Source organism: Pirellulales bacterium (genome assembly GCA_019636335.1).
Classification (GTDB): Bacteria; Planctomycetota; Planctomycetia; order Pirellulales; family JAEUIK01; genus JAHBXR01.
Window position 1 is genome coordinate 68109 of record JAHBXR010000013.1, and the last position, 16685, is coordinate 84793.

Below are 16685 nucleotides of genomic sequence, written 5' to 3' on the forward strand. Positions count from 1 at the left end.
CACCGATCATTTTGCGGAGCAAACAGACCACGATATTCGACACCAAGTCGCAAAAATGCTCGGTGTCGCGCAGCGATCCGAGGACCGCGACCGACTGCGAGACAACGAACTGGCGAACTTCTCGCTCCATCTCATCACATGGAGAGACAACCATGAATCGATGCCCCTGCAACCGATACTCACCTGTCTTCATGGGCGGCCTGTTCCTCATGGCCTTGATGCCATCCCTGGGCCTTGCCGATCGTCCGTCCGAGGCGGTTTCCGTCGACGTGAAGAAGATCTGGGACCAGGGGGCGCACAACGCCTTCACCGATCTCGTGCGGCACCAGGATCGTTGGTATTGCGTCTTTCGCGAGGGACAAGCTCACGTCTCCCCCGACGGCGCGGTCCGCGTGCTCGTGTCGAGCGACGGCGCGGACTGGGAAAGTGCGGCCCTGTTGGGCTCGCCCCGCGGCGACGTCCGCGATCCGAAGATTGTCGTCACGCCCAAGGGTCAATTAATGGTGGTGGCCGCCATCGCCATTCCTGACGGCGACCAGAAGATCCATCAATCGGTGGTGGCCTTCTCCGACGATGGCCGGACGTGGAGCGACTGGCACGACGTCGGCGATGAAAATTTCTGGCTGTGGCGCGTCATCTGGCATGGCGACACGGCGTATGGAATCGGCTACCAGACACGCCCCGAGAAATCGACGCGCCTCTATCGCAGTGCCGACGGCAAGCAGTTCGACACCTTGGTCGAGACCCTCTTCGGCGAAGGCTACCCGAACGAGACGGGCATCGTCGTCGGGCCCGACGAAACGATGCACTGCCTGATGCGCCGCGACGGCGAGAAGTCGAGCGGCCAGCTCGGCACGTCGAAGCCCCCCTATACCGAATGGACCTGGCGCGACACCGGCACGCGCATCGGTGGACCGCAGTTGCTGCGCCTGCCCGACGGTCGACTGGTCGCGGCGGTACGGCTCTACGACGGTGGCGCGCGGACTTCGCTCTGCTGGGTCGATCCAGCAAACGCCAAAATCACCGAGTTCCAGGTGCTCCCCTCGGGCGGCGACACAAGCTACCCGGGCCTCGTCTTCCACGACGGCAAGCTGTGGGTCAGCTACTACGCCTCGCACGAGGGAAAGACGAACATCTACCTGGCCAAGGTCGTGCTGCCTGCGGCGAAGTAGATCGTCGCGCATCTCATGGATCCTCGGCCATGGCCAGCCGCTCCGCGATCGGCGGATGGCTATGAAACAAAAACACCTCGATCGGGTCGGGGCAGGGGTCTGATTTGTTCATCCGCGCCAGCCGCCGGAAAGCCGACGTGTACGCCGCGCGGTTGCCGGTGCGCGTCAGGGCGTAGCGATCGCACTGCCGCTCGAAGCGCCGGCTGACGATGTTGTGCAGCGGGCCGACCACCAGGCTGAACACGCCCAGCGAGAGCATCAACAAAGGCAACGTGTAGACCGGCAGCGTGGCGTAGTCGATGGCGTGCCCTTCGACGCGCTCGACCCAGGCGCGCAGGGCGAAATCGCACAGCCAGAAGCCGGCCACGCTAGAGAGCGCGCCGCTCACGATCAGCTTGCGAATGTGCGCGAAGACGTGGTGACCGATCTCGTGGGCAAAGATCACCTCGATCTCATCGGGCGTGAAGCCTTCGAGGAGCGTGTCCCCCATGATGACCCGGCGCGTGCGTCCCAGGCCCGCAAGCATCGCATTGGCTCCGCTCGTCTCGCTGCTCATGTCGAAGCGATAGACCCCTTCGATCGACAGGCCGGTCCCCTCGGCCAGCCGGTCCATGCGCGAGGTGAGCTCCGGATGGTCGATCCGCTCGATCTTGTAGAACAGCGGCATGATCAGCACCGGAGCAAGCTGCCCCACGACGACGCTGACCAGGAAGAACGCGCCGGTCGCCACGAGCCACCACCAGGCGCCGGTGAGCCAGATCACCCAGAACAAACCGGTAAACAGCACCCCGCCGAAGACCATGGCCAGCACGAAGCTCTTCGCATGCTTCCACCACCACGCGCGCAACGTCTGGTTGCTCTGACCGAAACGGTGCTCGACGACATAGCCCGAGTAGTACGACAACGGCAGCGAGAGACACTCGTGCAGCAGAATGACGATGACGTAAAGCATGCCCAGCCGCACGGTGGCCGAGGAGATGCTTTCGGCCAGCCAGCGATCCACCGGCACGGCGAGCAGAAACGTCGCCACACTGAGATAGGCCAGATCGAGTGCCTTGTCCAGCAGCGATAAGTTGCGGTGGATGCGGCCGTAGCGTTTGGCCTCGGCCAGTTCCGCGGGGGTCATCTCATCGGCCGAGACGCGCGTCTCGCCCGGTTCGGAATCTGCGGAAGTCGCATTCATATTTTATGGGCCGAGAGGGTCCAGTGGCGATCGCTCGTCGCGGCGACCGTACGGGGATCGATGCCGACGGCGGCGGCCATCCCTCTCGCTTCATCGAGCGAAAGGGCCGCCGCCAGCGAATCGGCGAACAATTGACGTTGATGTTCGTTGGCCTCGCCGGCGTAGACCTCGACCAGGTGTTCGAGCGTGTCGCGATCGGGCGGTCGCAACAGGTCGCGCACGAAGATCAAGCCGCCAGGCCGCACCACGCGGACCATCTCGGCCAACACGCCCCGCGGCTCGGGAATGTGATGCACGATGCTGTTCGAGATCACGGCCGAAAACTCCGCGTCCGCGAACGGGAGCCCCTTGGCGTCGACGAGTTGCAGGCGAATGCGTTCGGCTAGACCCTCGATCGCGATGTTCGCCTGCCCCAGGTCGAGCATGCTGGGCGCGAGATCGATCGCCACGATGCGCGCCACCGGATCGCGATGGCAGATCTCGATCGGAATCCGCGCCGTGCCAGTGCCAACATCGAGCACATAGCTCGTGTCGGGATGGGCCGAAAGAAAATCATCGGCGAACACGTGGTTCACCGTGGCGTGGTCCATCGAGTCATAGTCGAGCGCGTCTTGCGCGGAATCCATGACTTCGGGTTCGAGGACTCGCTCTAGCATCATCGAGGGTTGGTGCTCACGGCTGCGCGAAGGCGGCCCGGACGTCCGAAAGCTTCACCCCCAACGTCGCCTCGGCGAGCGCGGCCAGGGTCTCGGCGTCGGCCCGCACGTGGTACGTCTCGTGGACGTGTCGCAGCGACTCGCCGGTGGCCAGCGGCCGCGTGGGACTGAGGGTTTCGAGCTCGTAGAACCCGCCGAGCCCCTTCGCGCCGGGCTCGGCCGGACCGTCATTGTAGCTGTTGACGGCGTCTCCCCGGAAAGGCTCTTTTTGCGGCAACTCCCATAGGTTGTTCACGTACATGGCGCCGGCGGCGTTGTCGGGCAGCGTGTAATGCACCAGCGTCAACACCCCCGAGGCAAAATCGATCGAGCCCAGCACGGGCTTGGCACGTGATGGCGAGACGCCCAGCTTGCCCCGCTCCTGGCCGTCGCCGTGGAAGAGGATGGCGGTCTCGATCACCTGGAGCCGCTCGGGCGGAATCTGACCGAAGTAGTCGGCCGTGACGATCGGGCCCAACTCTGTCTCGTCGCCGGCCACGTAGGGCACGATGATATAGGTCTGCTCCCCCGGCTGGAACATGCCCAACGACCAGATCGAGACGAGACCCTTCTCGCGGGTCATGTTCTCGCCCCGATTGGTAACGGTATTATCGCTGGCGAAGCCGACCGACTTCACGCCGTCGCGGCGCAAGATCGAGGCCGCTTCTTCCCCGAACGACTTGGCAAAGGCTTGCGACGACAAGAGCCGCACGTCGCGCGTCACGTCGACAGTAAGCTTGTTGTTCGAGGCGTTCAGCAGTTCCATGCGCCGCGTCAGACGATAGTAGGGCGTCTGCGCGTCGGAGGCGACCTTGAACGCCCCCTCGTGCATTTGCGGGTTCGTGCGCCAGTTGGCGAACTCTTGTTTCACGCCTGGCGCAAACCAGAGGGCGAACTGCCCCCCTTCGGGTCCGAGCCAGAAGCGATCTTCGCCGCCGTAGTTGTTGAAGACGACGCTGGGTTTCCCCTCGGCGATGAACGCGCGGTTGATCCAGCCGAAGCTCGCTCCCGCCATGCCCTCGCAGGTCGAGGTCATGATGCGTCCCTGATATTCGGGACACACGGCGATCCGCGCTCCGTGGTCATCGGTGAGCTCGAGCACCTGGGTGTGTGCCGCCAGAAAGCGCAGATCCTCTTCGTAGGTCGGTCCCACCATTGGTTCCTCGCCCAGGATGCTCGACGGCGCGACGAGCAGAAGGATCGCCAGCAATGTCCAGCCGCGGAACTTGCCCACGTTGCACGAACCGACCCTTCTCATGCTGCTCACCTCGCGCGTGCGTTCGAGAGAAAGGACCTCCGCGGCGCAGCGCTCGAGGCCCAGAACGCCCGCATCGTAGCGGCGCGGGGAGGGGTTCTCAAGTCTCACCCGATGAGTGGCGAGCGCCCCCTATTCGACCGCTTCGAGCGACTCGTCCGACGCCTCTTCGGCCGGTTCGTCTTCTTCGAGACCGTCGAAGAATTTGACGTCGAAACGCTCGGGGAAAAAGCGGCGGTTGAAATCATCGGGGTCGAGCGGATCGAACGATCCGTCGGGCCGAATGAGACCGCCACGTTGATTCGTGCTGAAGGTGAGCCCGGTCGTCGCGGGAACCTCGTGCCTGGCCGGCGCCTTGTTCCGCGCGGCGGTTGGCTTCGACGAATTGCCCGACTTCCCCTGCGAGGCGTCTCCCGCGGACGGGGCGAATTGCAGCAACGCGGAATTAGCGTTTGGTCGCGGCGCCCTGGCCGTCTGCGGCTCGTTGCCGGCCACCAGACGCACCCAAGCGACCAGGTCCTTGTACCCGGCACTGCTCGGGTCCCCCAGGATGATCGCATGCGCGGAATCGCCCAATCCGGTCGGCTGCGTCAGCAGCGGGCTGGCTTCGGGGTGCTGGCGATCGACCTGGGCCAGCGCGTGCCCCAGGTTCCGTAGCGTCAGACGCCGGCTGGGTGCGTTCGACACACTCGAACGGTGCAGGGCAAAATCGTTCGTACGCTGCGCTCCGTGGCAGGCCGCCGTCGCACATTGATTCAACAGCAGCGGTTGAATCGTGTTCGTAAACATCGACGCGGCACGGGGCGGAAGCTTGCGCACCATCTGGTCGAGCTCCTCGAACGACGGCTCCGACGAGGCCGCGGGCGCCGCCGCGGACGACCTGGCCGTTTGATCGCGCAACAGCATGCGCCGTTCGAGCGCCGCGAGGCGCGGGTCGGCCGGCCACTGCCCCTTGGCTTCGGCGATCTCGCGCGCGGCAGGGGCGTAGAGCTCGTACTTCAGACACCATTCGATGAACTTGATGCGCTCGTCGACGAGTGACCATTGGATCGACTCGCGACGGCGCCGATAGGCTTCTCCCAGATCCTGACAGCGGAAGGCCACGTCGGCCGCCCGGATGCTGATCTCGCCGGTGGGCAACGTGAGGTAGTAATTGTCGCCCGCCTGGGTGATCTCTCCTTCGAGCACCTGGCCACCGCGCAAGACGAGCACGCCGCTTTGCGGACGCGCCAGCTCGGCCAGGTCGTCGGCTTCGGCAGTCAGCGTCGACGACAAGGCCAGCAACAAGATGGAAAGATAGGCTCGCAACATGGCGGCGGGAGGGTAGGAAAAGCGGTCGCGGCGGTCAAGGTCGGCCGAAGCTGCGCGGGGCTCGCTCGTTCACATGCCAACTCTCCGTTTTGCCCCCCTTGGCAGGTCCGGCTATCTTGAATCGAACCGGGCAGCGGCCCGGGAGTGAACCAGCGGAAAAGGAGCCGCGTATGAGCAACACCATGACTCGTGCCGAAGCGGTATCCACCGAGAGCCCCTGGGCCACCTTGCTGGGTCAGATGATCGTGCTCGACCTGCACAGCCCCTACGTCTACCTAGGACGGCTCGAAGAGGTCGTGCCGGGCTTTCTGGTACTGGCCGAGGCCGACGCGCACGACCTGCGCGACACGGCCACCACGCGCGACCGGTACATCCGCGAACGGTGCGAGCTGGGGGTGAACGCCAACCGTCGCCGGGTCTGGGTGCGATTGGACGAAGTCGTGGGAATATCACGGCTCGACGACGTCGTGACCGACTAGACACAAGGCGCTCGCCTGGCGCGATTGGCCGGCTCGGCCGGTGGTCAACCCAGCCATCCCGCGCTTATACTGGAAACCACGCCGCGGGTCGTCCGTACAGAGAAGGAAGCGTGCTTGTGTCATCGGCCGAATCCGAACGCCGCGAGGTGTTCTACAGCGGTCGCGTGCAAGGGGTTGGCTTTCGCTACACGACGCGCCGCATCGCCGCCGATTATGCCGTGACCGGCCACGTGCGCAACCTGCCCGACGGGCGCGTTGAGCTCGTGGTCGAAGGGGCATCGGGAGAACTCGATCGTTTTCTGGCGGCGCTGGCCGCGGAGATGTCGGCGTATATCTCGGGCGCCGAATCGCGCACGAGTGCGCCCCGCGGAACGTACGACGGCTTCGATATTCGCTTGTGAACCGATAACAGAGGACAGACAGCCCGTGCTCGCCCCACCGGTCTTGATTGGCGTTTCGTCGGTTTGGTTGACTCCGATCTGGCTGGTCGGCGTGGGCGCCGCGATTTGCGGCGCCGCGCTCTTCGCGTTCTACATGCTGCTCAAGCTGACCGCGCCGCGCCTGGCGGCCATTGCGCTCACCACCTCGAAAGAGGCCATCGCGCAGCCGCTGTTCTGGGTGCTGATCTTCGTGGGCATCGCGGCGCTGCTGGCCTTTCCCTTCGTGCCCTACAACACCTTTGGCGAAGACGTCAAAGTGGTGAAAGACTCGGGTCTGACGTTGATCATGGTCCTGGCGATCGTCTTGGCGCTCTGGACCGCCAGCATCTCGATCGCCGACGAAATCGAAGGCCGCACCGCGCTGACGCTGTTGTCGAAGCCGGTGAGACGTTGGCAGTTCATCGTGGGCAAGTTCCTGGGCATTCTGGGCCCGGTGGCCATCATGTTCATCGTGCTGGGGACGTTGTTCCTGACGTCGGTCTCGTACAAGGTGGTCTACGACGCCCGCGAGGGAGCGCTCCCCGAGCCCACGACCTGGCAGTGCCGGGCCGAAATGTTGCAAATTGTGCCGGGATTGGTGCTCGGCTTCCTCGAGGTGGTCGTGCTGACCTCGATCAGCGTGGCCATTTCGACCCGCCTGCCGATGCTGGCCAATCTGTTGATCTGCTCGTCGATTTACGTGCTGGGGCACCTGGTCCCCATGCTCGTGAACTCGTCCGTGGGGCAGTTTCCCCTGGTGCAGTTCATGGGCTACTTCATCGCCACGATTCTGCCCGTCCTCGATCACTTCAATGTCCAGGCGGCAGTGGCTACCGGTGCGCAGGTTCCCTGGAGCTACCTGGCGTGGACACTGCTTTACACCGTGCTCTACAGCACGGTGGCCCTGTTCGTCGCCCTGATCATGTTCGACGATCGCGATCTGGCCTGATCGACTGGCGTTCTGCCACGCGGCAAAGAATACTGGAGTCAGCGCCCGTGCCGGTGGGCATCCCCCCTGCGGCCGCCCCCGTCGAATCCGGGACCTGTTGCTCTCGAATGCCATTCCGTGACCCAAGGGCGCAGTGATCGCGCCGCAAGAGGGGCCCGATGTCGTTGGCCGCGTTTCATCGAGCGAGACGATCCTCGCCTGCCGTGCGCGGCCCCTCGCTCTTGACCGGGGCGCTCAGCATCGCTTCGTCGCTCTTCCTGGTGGCCCTGTTGCTGGTCATGGGGCTGGCCGCCGAGTTGCTCGTGACGCGCGGCGATCTCGTCGTCGCGGAGAGCGATCGCGCTTCGGTCGAGGAACTGGCGGGCCCCCCGACCGCGCAGTTCGATGGGGAACTGCGTTACGAGAACCGGGGCCTGTTGCCCGTCGTGTGGCGACTGCATGGCACGCCGCGCGGCGCCGTCGTGCGTTCGGCGTACGCCAGCCTGCCGGCACTGCAAGCAAACCATTCGGCGTTGTTCGCCCTGGCCTTGATGGGCCTGGCGATCGCGGCCATCCGGAGCCTGACGCAGTATCTGCGCGAATTGGCCGTCGAGCATGCCGCGCAGAGCGTCGTTACCGAGCTGCGCCGCGCCATTTATCGGCAAGCCCTGCAGCTCGAGTCGATTGCCACGCCGCGCAGCCGTGTGTCCGACGCCGTGGAACTGTTCGGACCGGTGGCCGAAACCGTCCGCCGCGGATTGGTCGCATGGTGGCGCGCCTTGCCGGGGGCCGTCGTGTCGATCGTGTTGCTCTTGGCGCTGGCCCTCTACATGGAACCGTGGGCGACGTTGGCCGCGCTCCTCGTCGGCGGATTGTGGTGGCTCGCCTTTCGCGGAATGAGGCAGCGCATGCGCCATCGCGAGCGGCTCATGGTAGACCGCGCGGAGCAGAACATGGCCGTGCTGGCCGATAATCTCCGGCAGGTGCGCATGGCGCGCGGACTGATGCTCGACGCCCTACCCGGCGAAACCTTCGACAAACTATTGGACCGGTATCGAGCTGCCGCCACGGACCGCGATAACACGACGGCGGGCATCGAACCACTGGGACAACTCGTGATGGCAGCCATCGCCGCGCTGATGCTGTTCCTCAGCGGTATCAATCTGCTGCGCGAACCGCCCCGCGTCTCGGTCGCCGAGTTGACCATCTTGTTTACTGCCATCCTGGCCCTCTATCCTCGGGCGCGGCAGTTGATCGATTTGCGCCGCCAGCTCGAACCGGTCGACGAGGCCGCTCGCGAGATCCTGGCCTATCTCGACCGAGAACCGGGACTGGGGCAAGTCGTCGGCGCGAAGCAAGTCGCGCGTTGGAAAGATTCTATCGCCCTCGAACGAGTTTGCTTCTGCGCTCCAGACGGAGTAAAGATCCTCGACGACGTCACGCTAAAGATCCCTGCGGGCGGACGCGTGGCCATCGTTTCGTCCGACCGCCGCGTGCCCCTGGCGATTGCGGGCCTGCTGGCGCGGCTCGACGAGCCCACGTCGGGCCGAGTCCTCTTCGATGGGCAGGATATTCGCGCAGGCACGCTCGAATCCGTGCGGGGGCAAGTGGCCCATGTCCTGCAACAGCGACTCCTCTTCAACGCCAGTGTGGCCGAGAACGTCTGCTGCGAGACGAACGGACGCGTCGATACCGCGCGCGTGAATCAGGCAGCCAAGCTGGCCCGGGCGTACGACTTCGTGCAACGGTTGCCGCACGGTTTCGACACCGTCGTCGGCGAGCACGGCACCCGGCTCGAAGCCAGCGAGGTGCTGCGGATCGGCCTGGCCCGGGCCTTGCTGCGCAACCCGAGTCTGCTCGTGCTCGAGGAGCCCGAGGGGGCGATCGATGAACAAGGGGGCGCCGAGTTCGATGCGGCGCTCGAACGCATCGCCCGGCAGACGACGCTGGTGCTACTGCCAACGCGACTCTCGACGCTCCGTTCGGTCGACTGCGTCTACTTGTTGCACGCAGGCAAGCTCAAAGCTCAAGGAAAGCACGCCGAGCTCTTACAGAGCTCCGAGCTTTACCGGCACCTGCAATACCTGCGATTCAACGAGTTCCGCGGGCAGGTCGGAAGCTGACTTTATTCTACCGGTTACGCCAGATGGCGGCTGGGTGGCACTCTACGCCGTTAACCCTTGGTGTTGTGGTCAAGAGGTGGTGCTGCCCGCTGAGTAAACCAGCGACGGGTGCCTTAGCCCGCTTTGCGTTCCACCGGCGCGTGTTGCGGCGAGAGGTGCCAGTGGGGACCGCGCATCGTGTTCGGCAGGGCGAATTTGCCGACGCGACCAGACGACGTGCCGTCCCAGGTGTGCGCGTCGATCGAGGCGAGAATCTGATCCGCCACCGAGAGGGCCTCGCGTGCCTGGCGACCATCGACGCGCGGCGCGCGGCCGGCGCGGATCGAGGACACGAAATCGACCTGCTCGGCCGTAATCTGATCGCAGGCCTCGACCGTGGGATGCTCGACGGCGAGCCACTCTTCGAACAGGTGTTCTTTCAGGTGCGCGATCTGCTCCGGCGTGAGCTCCTCGACGCGCACCTCGCGGCGCATGAGGGCGTCGCTCGGACGCACGACCGTGGTCTGGCGAGCGCCAAAATCAAGCGAGGTAAAGCCGCCGGTCGACCAGACATGCATCGTGCGAACGGCCGAATAACTGGCCCGCGAGGCGCCCAGCGTGGCGACGCAGCCGTTTTCGAACTCGAGCCTGGCATGGGCCACGTCTTCGTGCGTGCCGAAGACCGAGATGCCCAACGCATCGACACGCCGTACCGGCGAGCGCACCAACGACAGCACGAGATCGAGATCGTGAATCATCAGGTCGTGGACGACGCCGATATCGGTCGAGCGGAACGAGAAGACCCCCGCGCGGCAGCATTCGATGTATTTCGGATCGCGGACGTGGGGCAGGGCCGCGGTCAGCGCCGGGTTGAAGCGTTCGACGTGACCTACTTGCAGCACGCGTCCGCAGCGCTCGGCCAGGGCCACCATCTCGTCGGCTTCGACGAGGCTCGATGCCAGGGGTTTCTCGACCAGCAGGTGGATGCCCGCCGCGAGCAGATCGCAAGCCACGGCGTGGTGAAAACGCGTGGGGGCCGCCACCACGGCCGCATCGACGCGGCCGAGCAGTTCGCGATGATGCGCGAACGAGGCCACGCCATGCTCGGCGGCCAGGGCCTCGCGGGCCGGTTGCACCGGATCGGCAATGCCCACCAATTCCACGCCGTCCAGCCCTTTGGCAATCCGGGCGTGGACGCGTCCGAGATGCCCCGCTCCGACGACTGCCAGGCGAAGTGGTGTCACGCGGCCCTCCGGCGTTCGCGGGCGCGCCCGTGCTTGCCTTCCTGCTGGTGTTGAATAAACGCCAGCAGTTGGTTCACGTGTTGCCCGAGCTGTTCGTTGGTGCGCAAAATTTCGCGGGCATGATCGAGGCCGACCTTGGCGCGATAAATCAAGCGATGCGACTCGGCGATGCACTCGATTTCATGGGCCGAGAAGTTGTTCCGTTTGAGCGCCACCACGTTGATGCAGCGCGGCCGGGCAGGATGGCCTTCGACGAGCATGAACGGCGGCACGTCGTGCAGCACGCGGGCCAGACCGCTCACGAAGGCGTAGCTGCCGATCGTGGCGAAGTGGTGGACGCCGACGCCCCCCGAGAGGGACGCGTGGTCGTGTACGTGAACGTGCCCCCCCAGCAGCGTGCCATTGGCGATCACGATGTGATTGCCCAAGCGGCAGTCGTGCGCCACGTGGGAGCAGGCCATCAGGTAATTGTGATCGCCGATCGTCGTGACACCGTCTTCCTTCTCGGTGGCGCGATTGATCGTCACCCCCTCGCGGATCACATTATGATCGCCGATGACGACGCGCGTGTCGGACCCGCCATAGCTGAGGTCCTGCGGTTCGCCCCCGATGACGACACCGGGATAGAGATGGTTGTGCGCGCCGATCGAGACGTGCCCCATCACGGTCACGTTGTTCTCGAGACGGGTCCCGCGGCCAATGCGGGCGTACGGGCTGATCACGCAGAAGGGGCCGATCTCGACATCGTCGTCGATTTCGGCACGTCGGTCGACCGACGCGGTGTCCGCGACGTAGGTGGCCATGCGAAGGCACTCCACGGCAGCGGCGGCACGCGACCCGAGATTCCATTCTCGAGGCGTCCTCGCCGTAGGTCACTTTGTTTTGAGACGTGTGTGTGGCACTGCCGGCTTGTCTGGCAGTATCGGCTTGGGCGAGCGCCCGGGGCGTTGTTTTCCTACCACCAGGCGCGCGCTGGACAGCGTTACGCCGAACGGCGTCGCTCTCCGTAGATTTCACCTTCTTTGAGCAGGACGCGCACGAGCTCGGCATTCAGCCGGTGCCCGCTACGATGTGCGACGAAGTGGCCGACCAGATCGCAACCGGCGAGCGAGAGATCGCCCACCAGGTCGAGCGCCTTGTGTCGCACGCATTCATCGCGATAGCGCAACGTGTTGTCGATGGGCCCGTCCTCGTCGAAGACGAGCAGATCGCGCGTCGTCGCCCGTTGCCCCAGCCCCTGCGATTGCAGCCACTCGGCCTCTTCCTTGAGCATGAACGTGCGGCTCGGAGCCAGCTCGCGGCGGAAGCAATCGGGCGTGATGTGCAGATTGATCGTCTGACGGCCGATGGCGTTGTCGCGGCCGTAGTCGAGGCGGAACTTGACGGAGAAGCCGCCGTGCGACGCCGGTTGAGCCTCGACCCAACTGTTCTCGTCCCCCAGTCGCGTGACTTCGCGGACGACGAGTCGTGTTCGTCGGTGGTCTTGCTCGACAATGCCTGCGGCATCGATGGCCTCGACAAACGCCAGGCTCGAGCCATCGCAGCCCGGCATTTCCGCAGCGGTGACGCCGATCTCGCAGTTGTCGACTTGCAGTCCCGCCAGGGCGGCGAGCACGTGCTCGACCATGTCGACGCCGGCGCCGGCCGCGCGCAAGGACGTGCGACGCGGCACTTCGACACGTTGGTGTACGTGGGCGGCGATCCGCGGCCTGGCCGGCAGATCGTCGCGCACGAAGACCACGCCCGTGTCGGGCGGGGCCGGGCGGAATTCCACGCGGACATCCGCCCCGGTCCAATAGCCAAATCCTTCGACCACCGCCGGCCGAGCCAACGTCGTTTGTCTGCGAAGCAAGTGCATCAAGTGCTGCCGAACTCGAGGAACACGGAAGAGACCGCAATGCCGCCTTGCGCGCCACCCCGATTGGTCGGCGCTCCGCGGAATCGCCCATCAACACCTGGCCAACCGAACGGTCTCGGCCGACCCGACCGGTTCGCGACGACTAACGTCGTGGCGGAACGCCCGGAGCACCCGGAACCTGCTGCACCGGTCGAGCGCCCGTCGTCGCGGCCGGCTGTCCCTGGCGACGCTTGATCTGGTCGAGCACGATCGGCGTGATGTCGATCGAAGGATTGCTGTAGACGATCGCCTTGTTCAGCTCTTTCAGCACTTCCTGCGGATTGTTCGTGTCGATCTGGTCGCCGTTGAAACGCAAGACGAGTTGGATCCCGGCACGCTCGGCATACATGCGCGTCTCGTCGGCGATCTCTTGATAGACCGTGTAGTACATCTTCGCCTCGTGCAGCAGGAAGTCCTTCTTGCTGAGCTGCACCTTCACCTTCAGATCGGCGTCCTGCTTGGTGATGGCCTCTTCGAGTTGCTTGTACTCGGGCGTGCCCGGGTTGTAGTCGTTCAATCGGTCGACGAGCTTCTTGAGCTCTTCCTGGCGGGCCTTCACGTCGTGCTCGGCCTGTTCGACCTGACCGCGCAACTGCTCGCGACGGGCCTGGAAACCCGGGTGATTCTCGAAGATGTAGGTCATGTCGATGATGGCCACCGACGGGGGCGCGGGCGCCTGGGCCGCGGCCGAACTGGCAAAACAGGTGACGATGCCGGTTGCGAGTGCAACCTGGAAGAAAAGACGATGGTTCACGAAAGCACTCCTTGCTGTGAGGGCCAAGGCCTGGCGACGGGCCATACGCTGTGCGGAAGCGTAACGCTATGCCCCTCAATGCATCCATACAGTGGGGGGGAAGTGGTCCAACGCGAGGGCGGCATTGTGCCGAGAAGCGCGAACTGAGTAAAGGTCAGAAAACAGGCGCTTCGGGAACCTCGGCAAGTGTTGTTAATAACGCGAGTTACGCCCCCTTGATGGCACCTGGCGCCAGCAACGCTAAAAACGCGAAATGGCACGCTCCATCGTGTCGGGATCGAGCGATTCGCGGAACGCGCAACCCAGGATCAGCGCGCCACTGGTATCGACTTTCGCATGGCGAACCTCGACCAGCAGCCGGGCACGACGCAACACGTCCCCCGAACTCGGAACGACCAGGTCGACTGCCAAATGATCGTGCCGCGAGAATTCCCCCTCCACGCGCAGCGAGATCCCCCACAACGAGATATCGCGGGCCTGGGCCGCCAGGAGCTCGCCAGACAGCACGCCGTCGGGCGTCGCACGCTGGACCGAAATCGCGCGATCGAATGCATACCGCTCGCGCAGGCGACGTTCGAAGTCCTCATCGATGTTGCGGCGGCAAAACTCCTCGGCCAGCGCGAGCAGGCGATCGAGCTCCCGATCGCTGATTTCCAGAGGCATGAGTTCGAGTTGGTCCGACACGATCGACTCCTTGCGGCTCGCCTGGACAGAATGGTTTTTCGCGGTGCGGGGCTGAGGAAAACATACCTTGCGCGGGCGGCCCAACCCAATCTCCGAACCTGCCTCGAAGGGGCGGAATCGACGATGTCGCACCGGCCCCGCTGCCGGTCGCAACGGTTAAGCCGGTGGCGTTGCCGAGGCGCCGGCCCCACCTCTATCAGGCTGCTGAAAAAGTCAGCAGCCTGATAGGATCGCCTGGATGCGAGGCTGAAAAAGGCCACGACGGACCTTTTTCAGCCTGCTGGGGCTCGGTATCGCGGGAACGAATGCCGCGGCGCCGTGGCAAACCGCCAAAGACCGCGGGGAAATCGCGAGAACCTTTGCCCCGGCTCGATTGTCGTCAGGGTCTCGGCTGGAGTGTCTGATTCGCCGGAGAGACGGCGACAGAGGGGGAGCTTCGGACTTTGCCGGCGCGTCGAGTTGGAGGGGGCTCGGGGGGTGGTTCAGCCGGCTACGAGGCCCAAACGGCGCCGGCCAGTTCGCGGTACAGTTGAATAGATGCTCGCAGGAGCCTACTCTGAAAGGTCACTTATCGGGGGGATAGGGCCGCACTCGGAGCGTCGGTTGGGGCCGATGCCATGAGCGCCCGGCGAATCCCCCCTCACGATTTAGTCACAGCAAGAGCGGAGCGAAGTCACGGTGTCTCAAGCGACGAAGACTGCCAAGCCAACGGATTTGATGAGCGGCGCCGATATCCTCGTACAGTCGTTGGTCAATCACGGCGTCGAGGTCATCTTCGCCTATCCCGGCGGAGCGAGCATGCCGCTGCATCAGGCGCTGACTCGCTTTTCGGACCGCTTGCGCACCATCCTGCCCCGACACGAGCAAGGGGGCACCTTTGCCGCGCAGGGCTATGCCCGCAGCACGGGCAAAGTGGGCGTCTGCATGGCCACCAGTGGTCCCGGCGCGACGAATCTCGTCACGGGTCTCGCCGATGCGAAGATGGACAGCATTCCTATCATCGCCATCACCGGGCAAGTGGGCACGAACGTTATCGGCACGGACGCCTTCCAGGAAACGCCGATCGTCGAGGTCTGTCGCGGCATCACGAAGCACCACTATCTGGTCACCGACGTGAACGACCTGGCCCGCGTCATGCGCGAGGCGTTCCACGTCGCGACGACCGGCCGCCCGGGCCCGGTGCTCGTCGATATTCCGAAGAACATCCAGCAGGGCTACGCGGTGCCCGATTTCGACGCGCCGATGAACTTGCCCGGCTATCACATCGAGCGCCGCCTGGCCCGGCCGGAACAGATCGCACAAGTGGCCGCCGCGATCAAGCTGGCCAAGCGGCCGGTGATTTATGCCGGTGGCGGCGTCATCGCGGGAGAAGCGAGCGAGGAACTGACCAGGCTCGCCCGCAAGACGGGTATTCCGGTGGCGATGACGCTGATGGGGCTCGGCGGTTTCCCCGGCGAGGATCCCCTTTCGCTCCACATGCTCGGCATGCACGGCAGCGTCTATGCCAACTACGCGGTCGAAGCCGCCGACTTGCTGCTCGCCTTTGGCGTGCGCTTCGACGATCGCGTGACGGGCAAGCTGGCCGAGTTCGCCAAGCGCGCCAAGATCGTCCACATCGACATCGACCCTTCGGAGATCAACAAGAACAAGGCGGCCCATATTCCCATCGTGGGCGATGTGAAGCACGCCCTGACCGAACTGAACAAGATCGTCGAGGCGCCCGAGGATCTTTCGGCCTGGCACGAGCAAGTCGCCGAGTGGAAACAGTCCGATCCGCTCACCTGGGACCAGAACTTCAACGGGATTCTGCCGCAACACGCCATCCACGAACTGTGGAAATTGACCAAGGATCTCGATCCCATCGTGGCCGTGGGGGTGGGGCAGCATCAGATGTGGGCCGCGCAGCACTTCAAGTTCGAGAAGCCGCGCCGCTGGCTTTCGAGTTCCGGCCTGGGCACGATGGGCTTCGGTCTGCCGGCGGCGATGGGCGTGCAGGCGGCGCATCCCGATCGGCTGGTGATCGACATCGACGGCGACGGCAGCATCCTGATCAACATTCAGGAACTGGCGGCCTGCTATTGCGAGAAACTGCCCGTCAAGGTGCTGCTGCTCAACAACCAGCACCTAGGCATGGTGGTGCAGTGGGAAGATCGCTTCTTCACCGGCAACCGCGCCCATACGTATCTGGGCCCGATCGACAATCCCGAGTGGCGGGGCCAGGGAAATGGCATGGGCCCCCCGACGCGCTACCCCGACTTCGTCACCATGGCCAAGGGCTTCGGCTGGGGGGCCCGCTACATCAAGGAAAAGGCCGATCTCGTCGATGGCCTGACCGAGATGGTCAAGTCCCCCGGCCCGTTCATCCTCGACGTGCAGATCCCTTACCAGGAGCACGTGCTGCCGATGATCCCCTCGGGCATGACGGTGCGCGACCTCATCAAGCAGTAAGCGCGCGGAAGCCAGCCGACTGCCGTCGCTAACATGACAACGACCAAACCTGCAGAACTTCGACCGTCGATCGGTTGTCTCCCCTGCAAGGCAGACATATCCGCGCAGACCACG

Annotated in this window: 15 protein-coding genes; 6 read left to right on the forward strand and 9 right to left on the reverse strand. The window is 64.5% G+C overall.

What is annotated here, in order from left to right; translation table 11 throughout:
• The first annotated feature begins 152 nt into the window (after nt 1-152).
• Nucleotides 153-1172 (forward strand): exo-alpha-sialidase, encoded by a 1020-nt coding sequence (locus tag KF708_14115; GenBank protein MBX3413822.1) that lies wholly within the window; start codon nt 153-155, stop codon nt 1170-1172.
• Between the two features lie 13 nt (nt 1173-1185).
• On the opposite strand, the gene KF708_14120 is transcribed toward KF708_14115, so the two are convergent.
• From KF708_14120 to KF708_14135, 4 genes are all read right to left on the reverse strand, one after another.
• Nucleotides 1186-2355: a M48 family metallopeptidase gene (locus KF708_14120; GenBank protein MBX3413823.1), complete on the reverse strand. Its 1170-nt coding sequence runs from the start codon at nt 2353-2355 to the stop codon at nt 1186-1188.
• Nucleotides 2352-3014, reverse strand: coding sequence for a class I SAM-dependent methyltransferase (locus KF708_14125; protein ID MBX3413824.1), 663 nt, complete (start codon nt 3012-3014; stop codon nt 2352-2354). Before KF708_14125 ends, KF708_14120 begins: the two co-directional genes overlap by 4 nt.
• 13 nt (nt 3015-3027) lie before the next feature.
• Entirely contained in the window at nt 3028-4308 is a 1281-nt protein-coding gene (locus KF708_14130; GenBank protein MBX3413825.1) for a hypothetical protein, read from the reverse strand.
• A 129-nt stretch (nt 4309-4437) separates the two neighbouring features.
• Nucleotides 4438-5616, reverse strand: coding sequence for a hypothetical protein (locus tag KF708_14135; protein MBX3413826.1), 1179 nt, complete (start codon nt 5614-5616; stop codon nt 4438-4440).
• A gap of 170 nt (nt 5617-5786) precedes the next feature.
• Here KF708_14135 and KF708_14140 point away from each other — a divergent pair, with 170 nt between their 5' ends.
• From KF708_14140 to KF708_14155, 4 genes are all read left to right on the forward strand, one after another.
• Entirely contained in the window at nt 5787-6095 is a 309-nt protein-coding gene (locus KF708_14140; GenBank protein ID MBX3413827.1) for a hypothetical protein, read from the forward strand.
• 116 nt (nt 6096-6211) lie between these two features.
• A complete protein-coding gene (locus tag KF708_14145) occupies nt 6212-6496 on the forward strand; it encodes an acylphosphatase (GenBank protein ID MBX3413828.1) in 285 nt (94 codons plus the stop codon).
• A 25-nt stretch (nt 6497-6521) separates the two neighbouring features.
• Nucleotides 6522-7463 carry an ABC transporter permease subunit gene (locus tag KF708_14150; GenBank protein MBX3413829.1) on the forward strand — a complete coding sequence of 314 codons (942 nt, stop codon included), beginning with the start codon at nt 6522-6524 and terminating at the stop codon, nt 7461-7463.
• 158 nt (nt 7464-7621) lie between these two features.
• The gene (locus KF708_14155) at nt 7622-9565 is read left to right on the forward strand and encodes an ABC transporter ATP-binding protein (GenBank protein ID MBX3413830.1); all 1944 of its coding nucleotides are present in this window, start codon (nt 7622-7624) and stop codon (nt 9563-9565) included.
• Nucleotides 9566-9678: 113 nt separating this feature from the next.
• Here KF708_14155 and KF708_14160 read toward each other — a convergent pair whose 3' ends face one another.
• The 5 genes from KF708_14160 to KF708_14180 all read right to left on the reverse strand — a co-directional run bounded on the left by KF708_14160 (nt 9679) and on the right by KF708_14180 (nt 14123).
• Nucleotides 9679-10788, reverse strand: a complete 1110-nt coding sequence (locus tag KF708_14160) for a Gfo/Idh/MocA family oxidoreductase (protein ID MBX3413831.1) — start codon at nt 10786-10788, stop codon at nt 9679-9681.
• Entirely contained in the window at nt 10785-11591 is an 807-nt protein-coding gene (gene lpxA, locus KF708_14165; protein MBX3413832.1) for an acyl-ACP--UDP-N-acetylglucosamine O-acyltransferase, read from the reverse strand. Before lpxA ends, KF708_14160 begins: the two co-directional genes overlap by 4 nt.
• A 179-nt stretch (nt 11592-11770) precedes the next feature.
• On the reverse strand, nt 11771-12646 hold the full coding sequence (gene lpxC / locus KF708_14170) for a UDP-3-O-[3-hydroxymyristoyl] N-acetylglucosamine deacetylase (GenBank protein MBX3413833.1): 876 nt from the start codon (nt 12644-12646) through the stop codon (nt 11771-11773).
• A gap of 142 nt (nt 12647-12788) precedes the next feature.
• The gene (locus KF708_14175; GenBank protein MBX3413834.1) at nt 12789-13439 is read right to left on the reverse strand and encodes an OmpH family outer membrane protein; all 651 of its coding nucleotides are present in this window, start codon (nt 13437-13439) and stop codon (nt 12789-12791) included.
• Nucleotides 13440-13679: 240 nt separating this feature from the next.
• Nucleotides 13680-14123: a PilZ domain-containing protein gene (locus tag KF708_14180; GenBank protein MBX3413835.1), complete on the reverse strand. Its 444-nt coding sequence runs from the start codon at nt 14121-14123 to the stop codon at nt 13680-13682.
• A 717-nt stretch (nt 14124-14840) separates the two neighbouring features.
• Here KF708_14180 and ilvB point away from each other — a divergent pair.
• The gene (ilvB, locus tag KF708_14185; GenBank protein MBX3413836.1) at nt 14841-16571 is read left to right on the forward strand and encodes a biosynthetic-type acetolactate synthase large subunit; all 1731 of its coding nucleotides are present in this window, start codon (nt 14841-14843) and stop codon (nt 16569-16571) included.
• Nucleotides 16572-16685: the final 114 nt, after the last annotated feature.

What these genes read in the sequence shown, in the direction of transcription:
- KF708_14115 (MBX3413822.1), top strand. Translation starts at nt 153, where the DNA reads ATGAATCGATGCCCCTGCAACCGATACTCACCTGTCTTCATGGGCGGC.
- KF708_14120 (MBX3413823.1), bottom strand. Translation starts at nt 2,355, where the DNA reads ATGAATGCGACTTCCGCAGATTCCGAACCGGGCGAGACGCGCGTCTCG.
- KF708_14125 (MBX3413824.1), bottom strand. Translation starts at nt 3,014, where the DNA reads ATGATGCTAGAGCGAGTCCTCGAACCCGAAGTCATGGATTCCGCGCAA.
- KF708_14130 (MBX3413825.1), bottom strand. Translation starts at nt 4,308, where the DNA reads ATGAGAAGGGTCGGTTCGTGCAACGTGGGCAAGTTCCGCGGCTGGACA.
- KF708_14135 (MBX3413826.1), bottom strand. Translation starts at nt 5,616, where the DNA reads ATGTTGCGAGCCTATCTTTCCATCTTGTTGCTGGCCTTGTCGTCGACG.
- KF708_14140 (MBX3413827.1), top strand. Translation starts at nt 5,787, where the DNA reads ATGAGCAACACCATGACTCGTGCCGAAGCGGTATCCACCGAGAGCCCC.
- KF708_14155 (MBX3413830.1), top strand. Translation starts at nt 7,622, where the DNA reads ATGTCGTTGGCCGCGTTTCATCGAGCGAGACGATCCTCGCCTGCCGTG.
- lpxA (MBX3413832.1), bottom strand. Translation starts at nt 11,591, where the DNA reads ATGGCCACCTACGTCGCGGACACCGCGTCGGTCGACCGACGTGCCGAA.
- lpxC (MBX3413833.1), bottom strand. Translation starts at nt 12,646, where the DNA reads ATGCACTTGCTTCGCAGACAAACGACGTTGGCTCGGCCGGCGGTGGTC.
- ilvB (MBX3413836.1), top strand. Translation starts at nt 14,841, where the DNA reads ATGAGCGGCGCCGATATCCTCGTACAGTCGTTGGTCAATCACGGCGTC.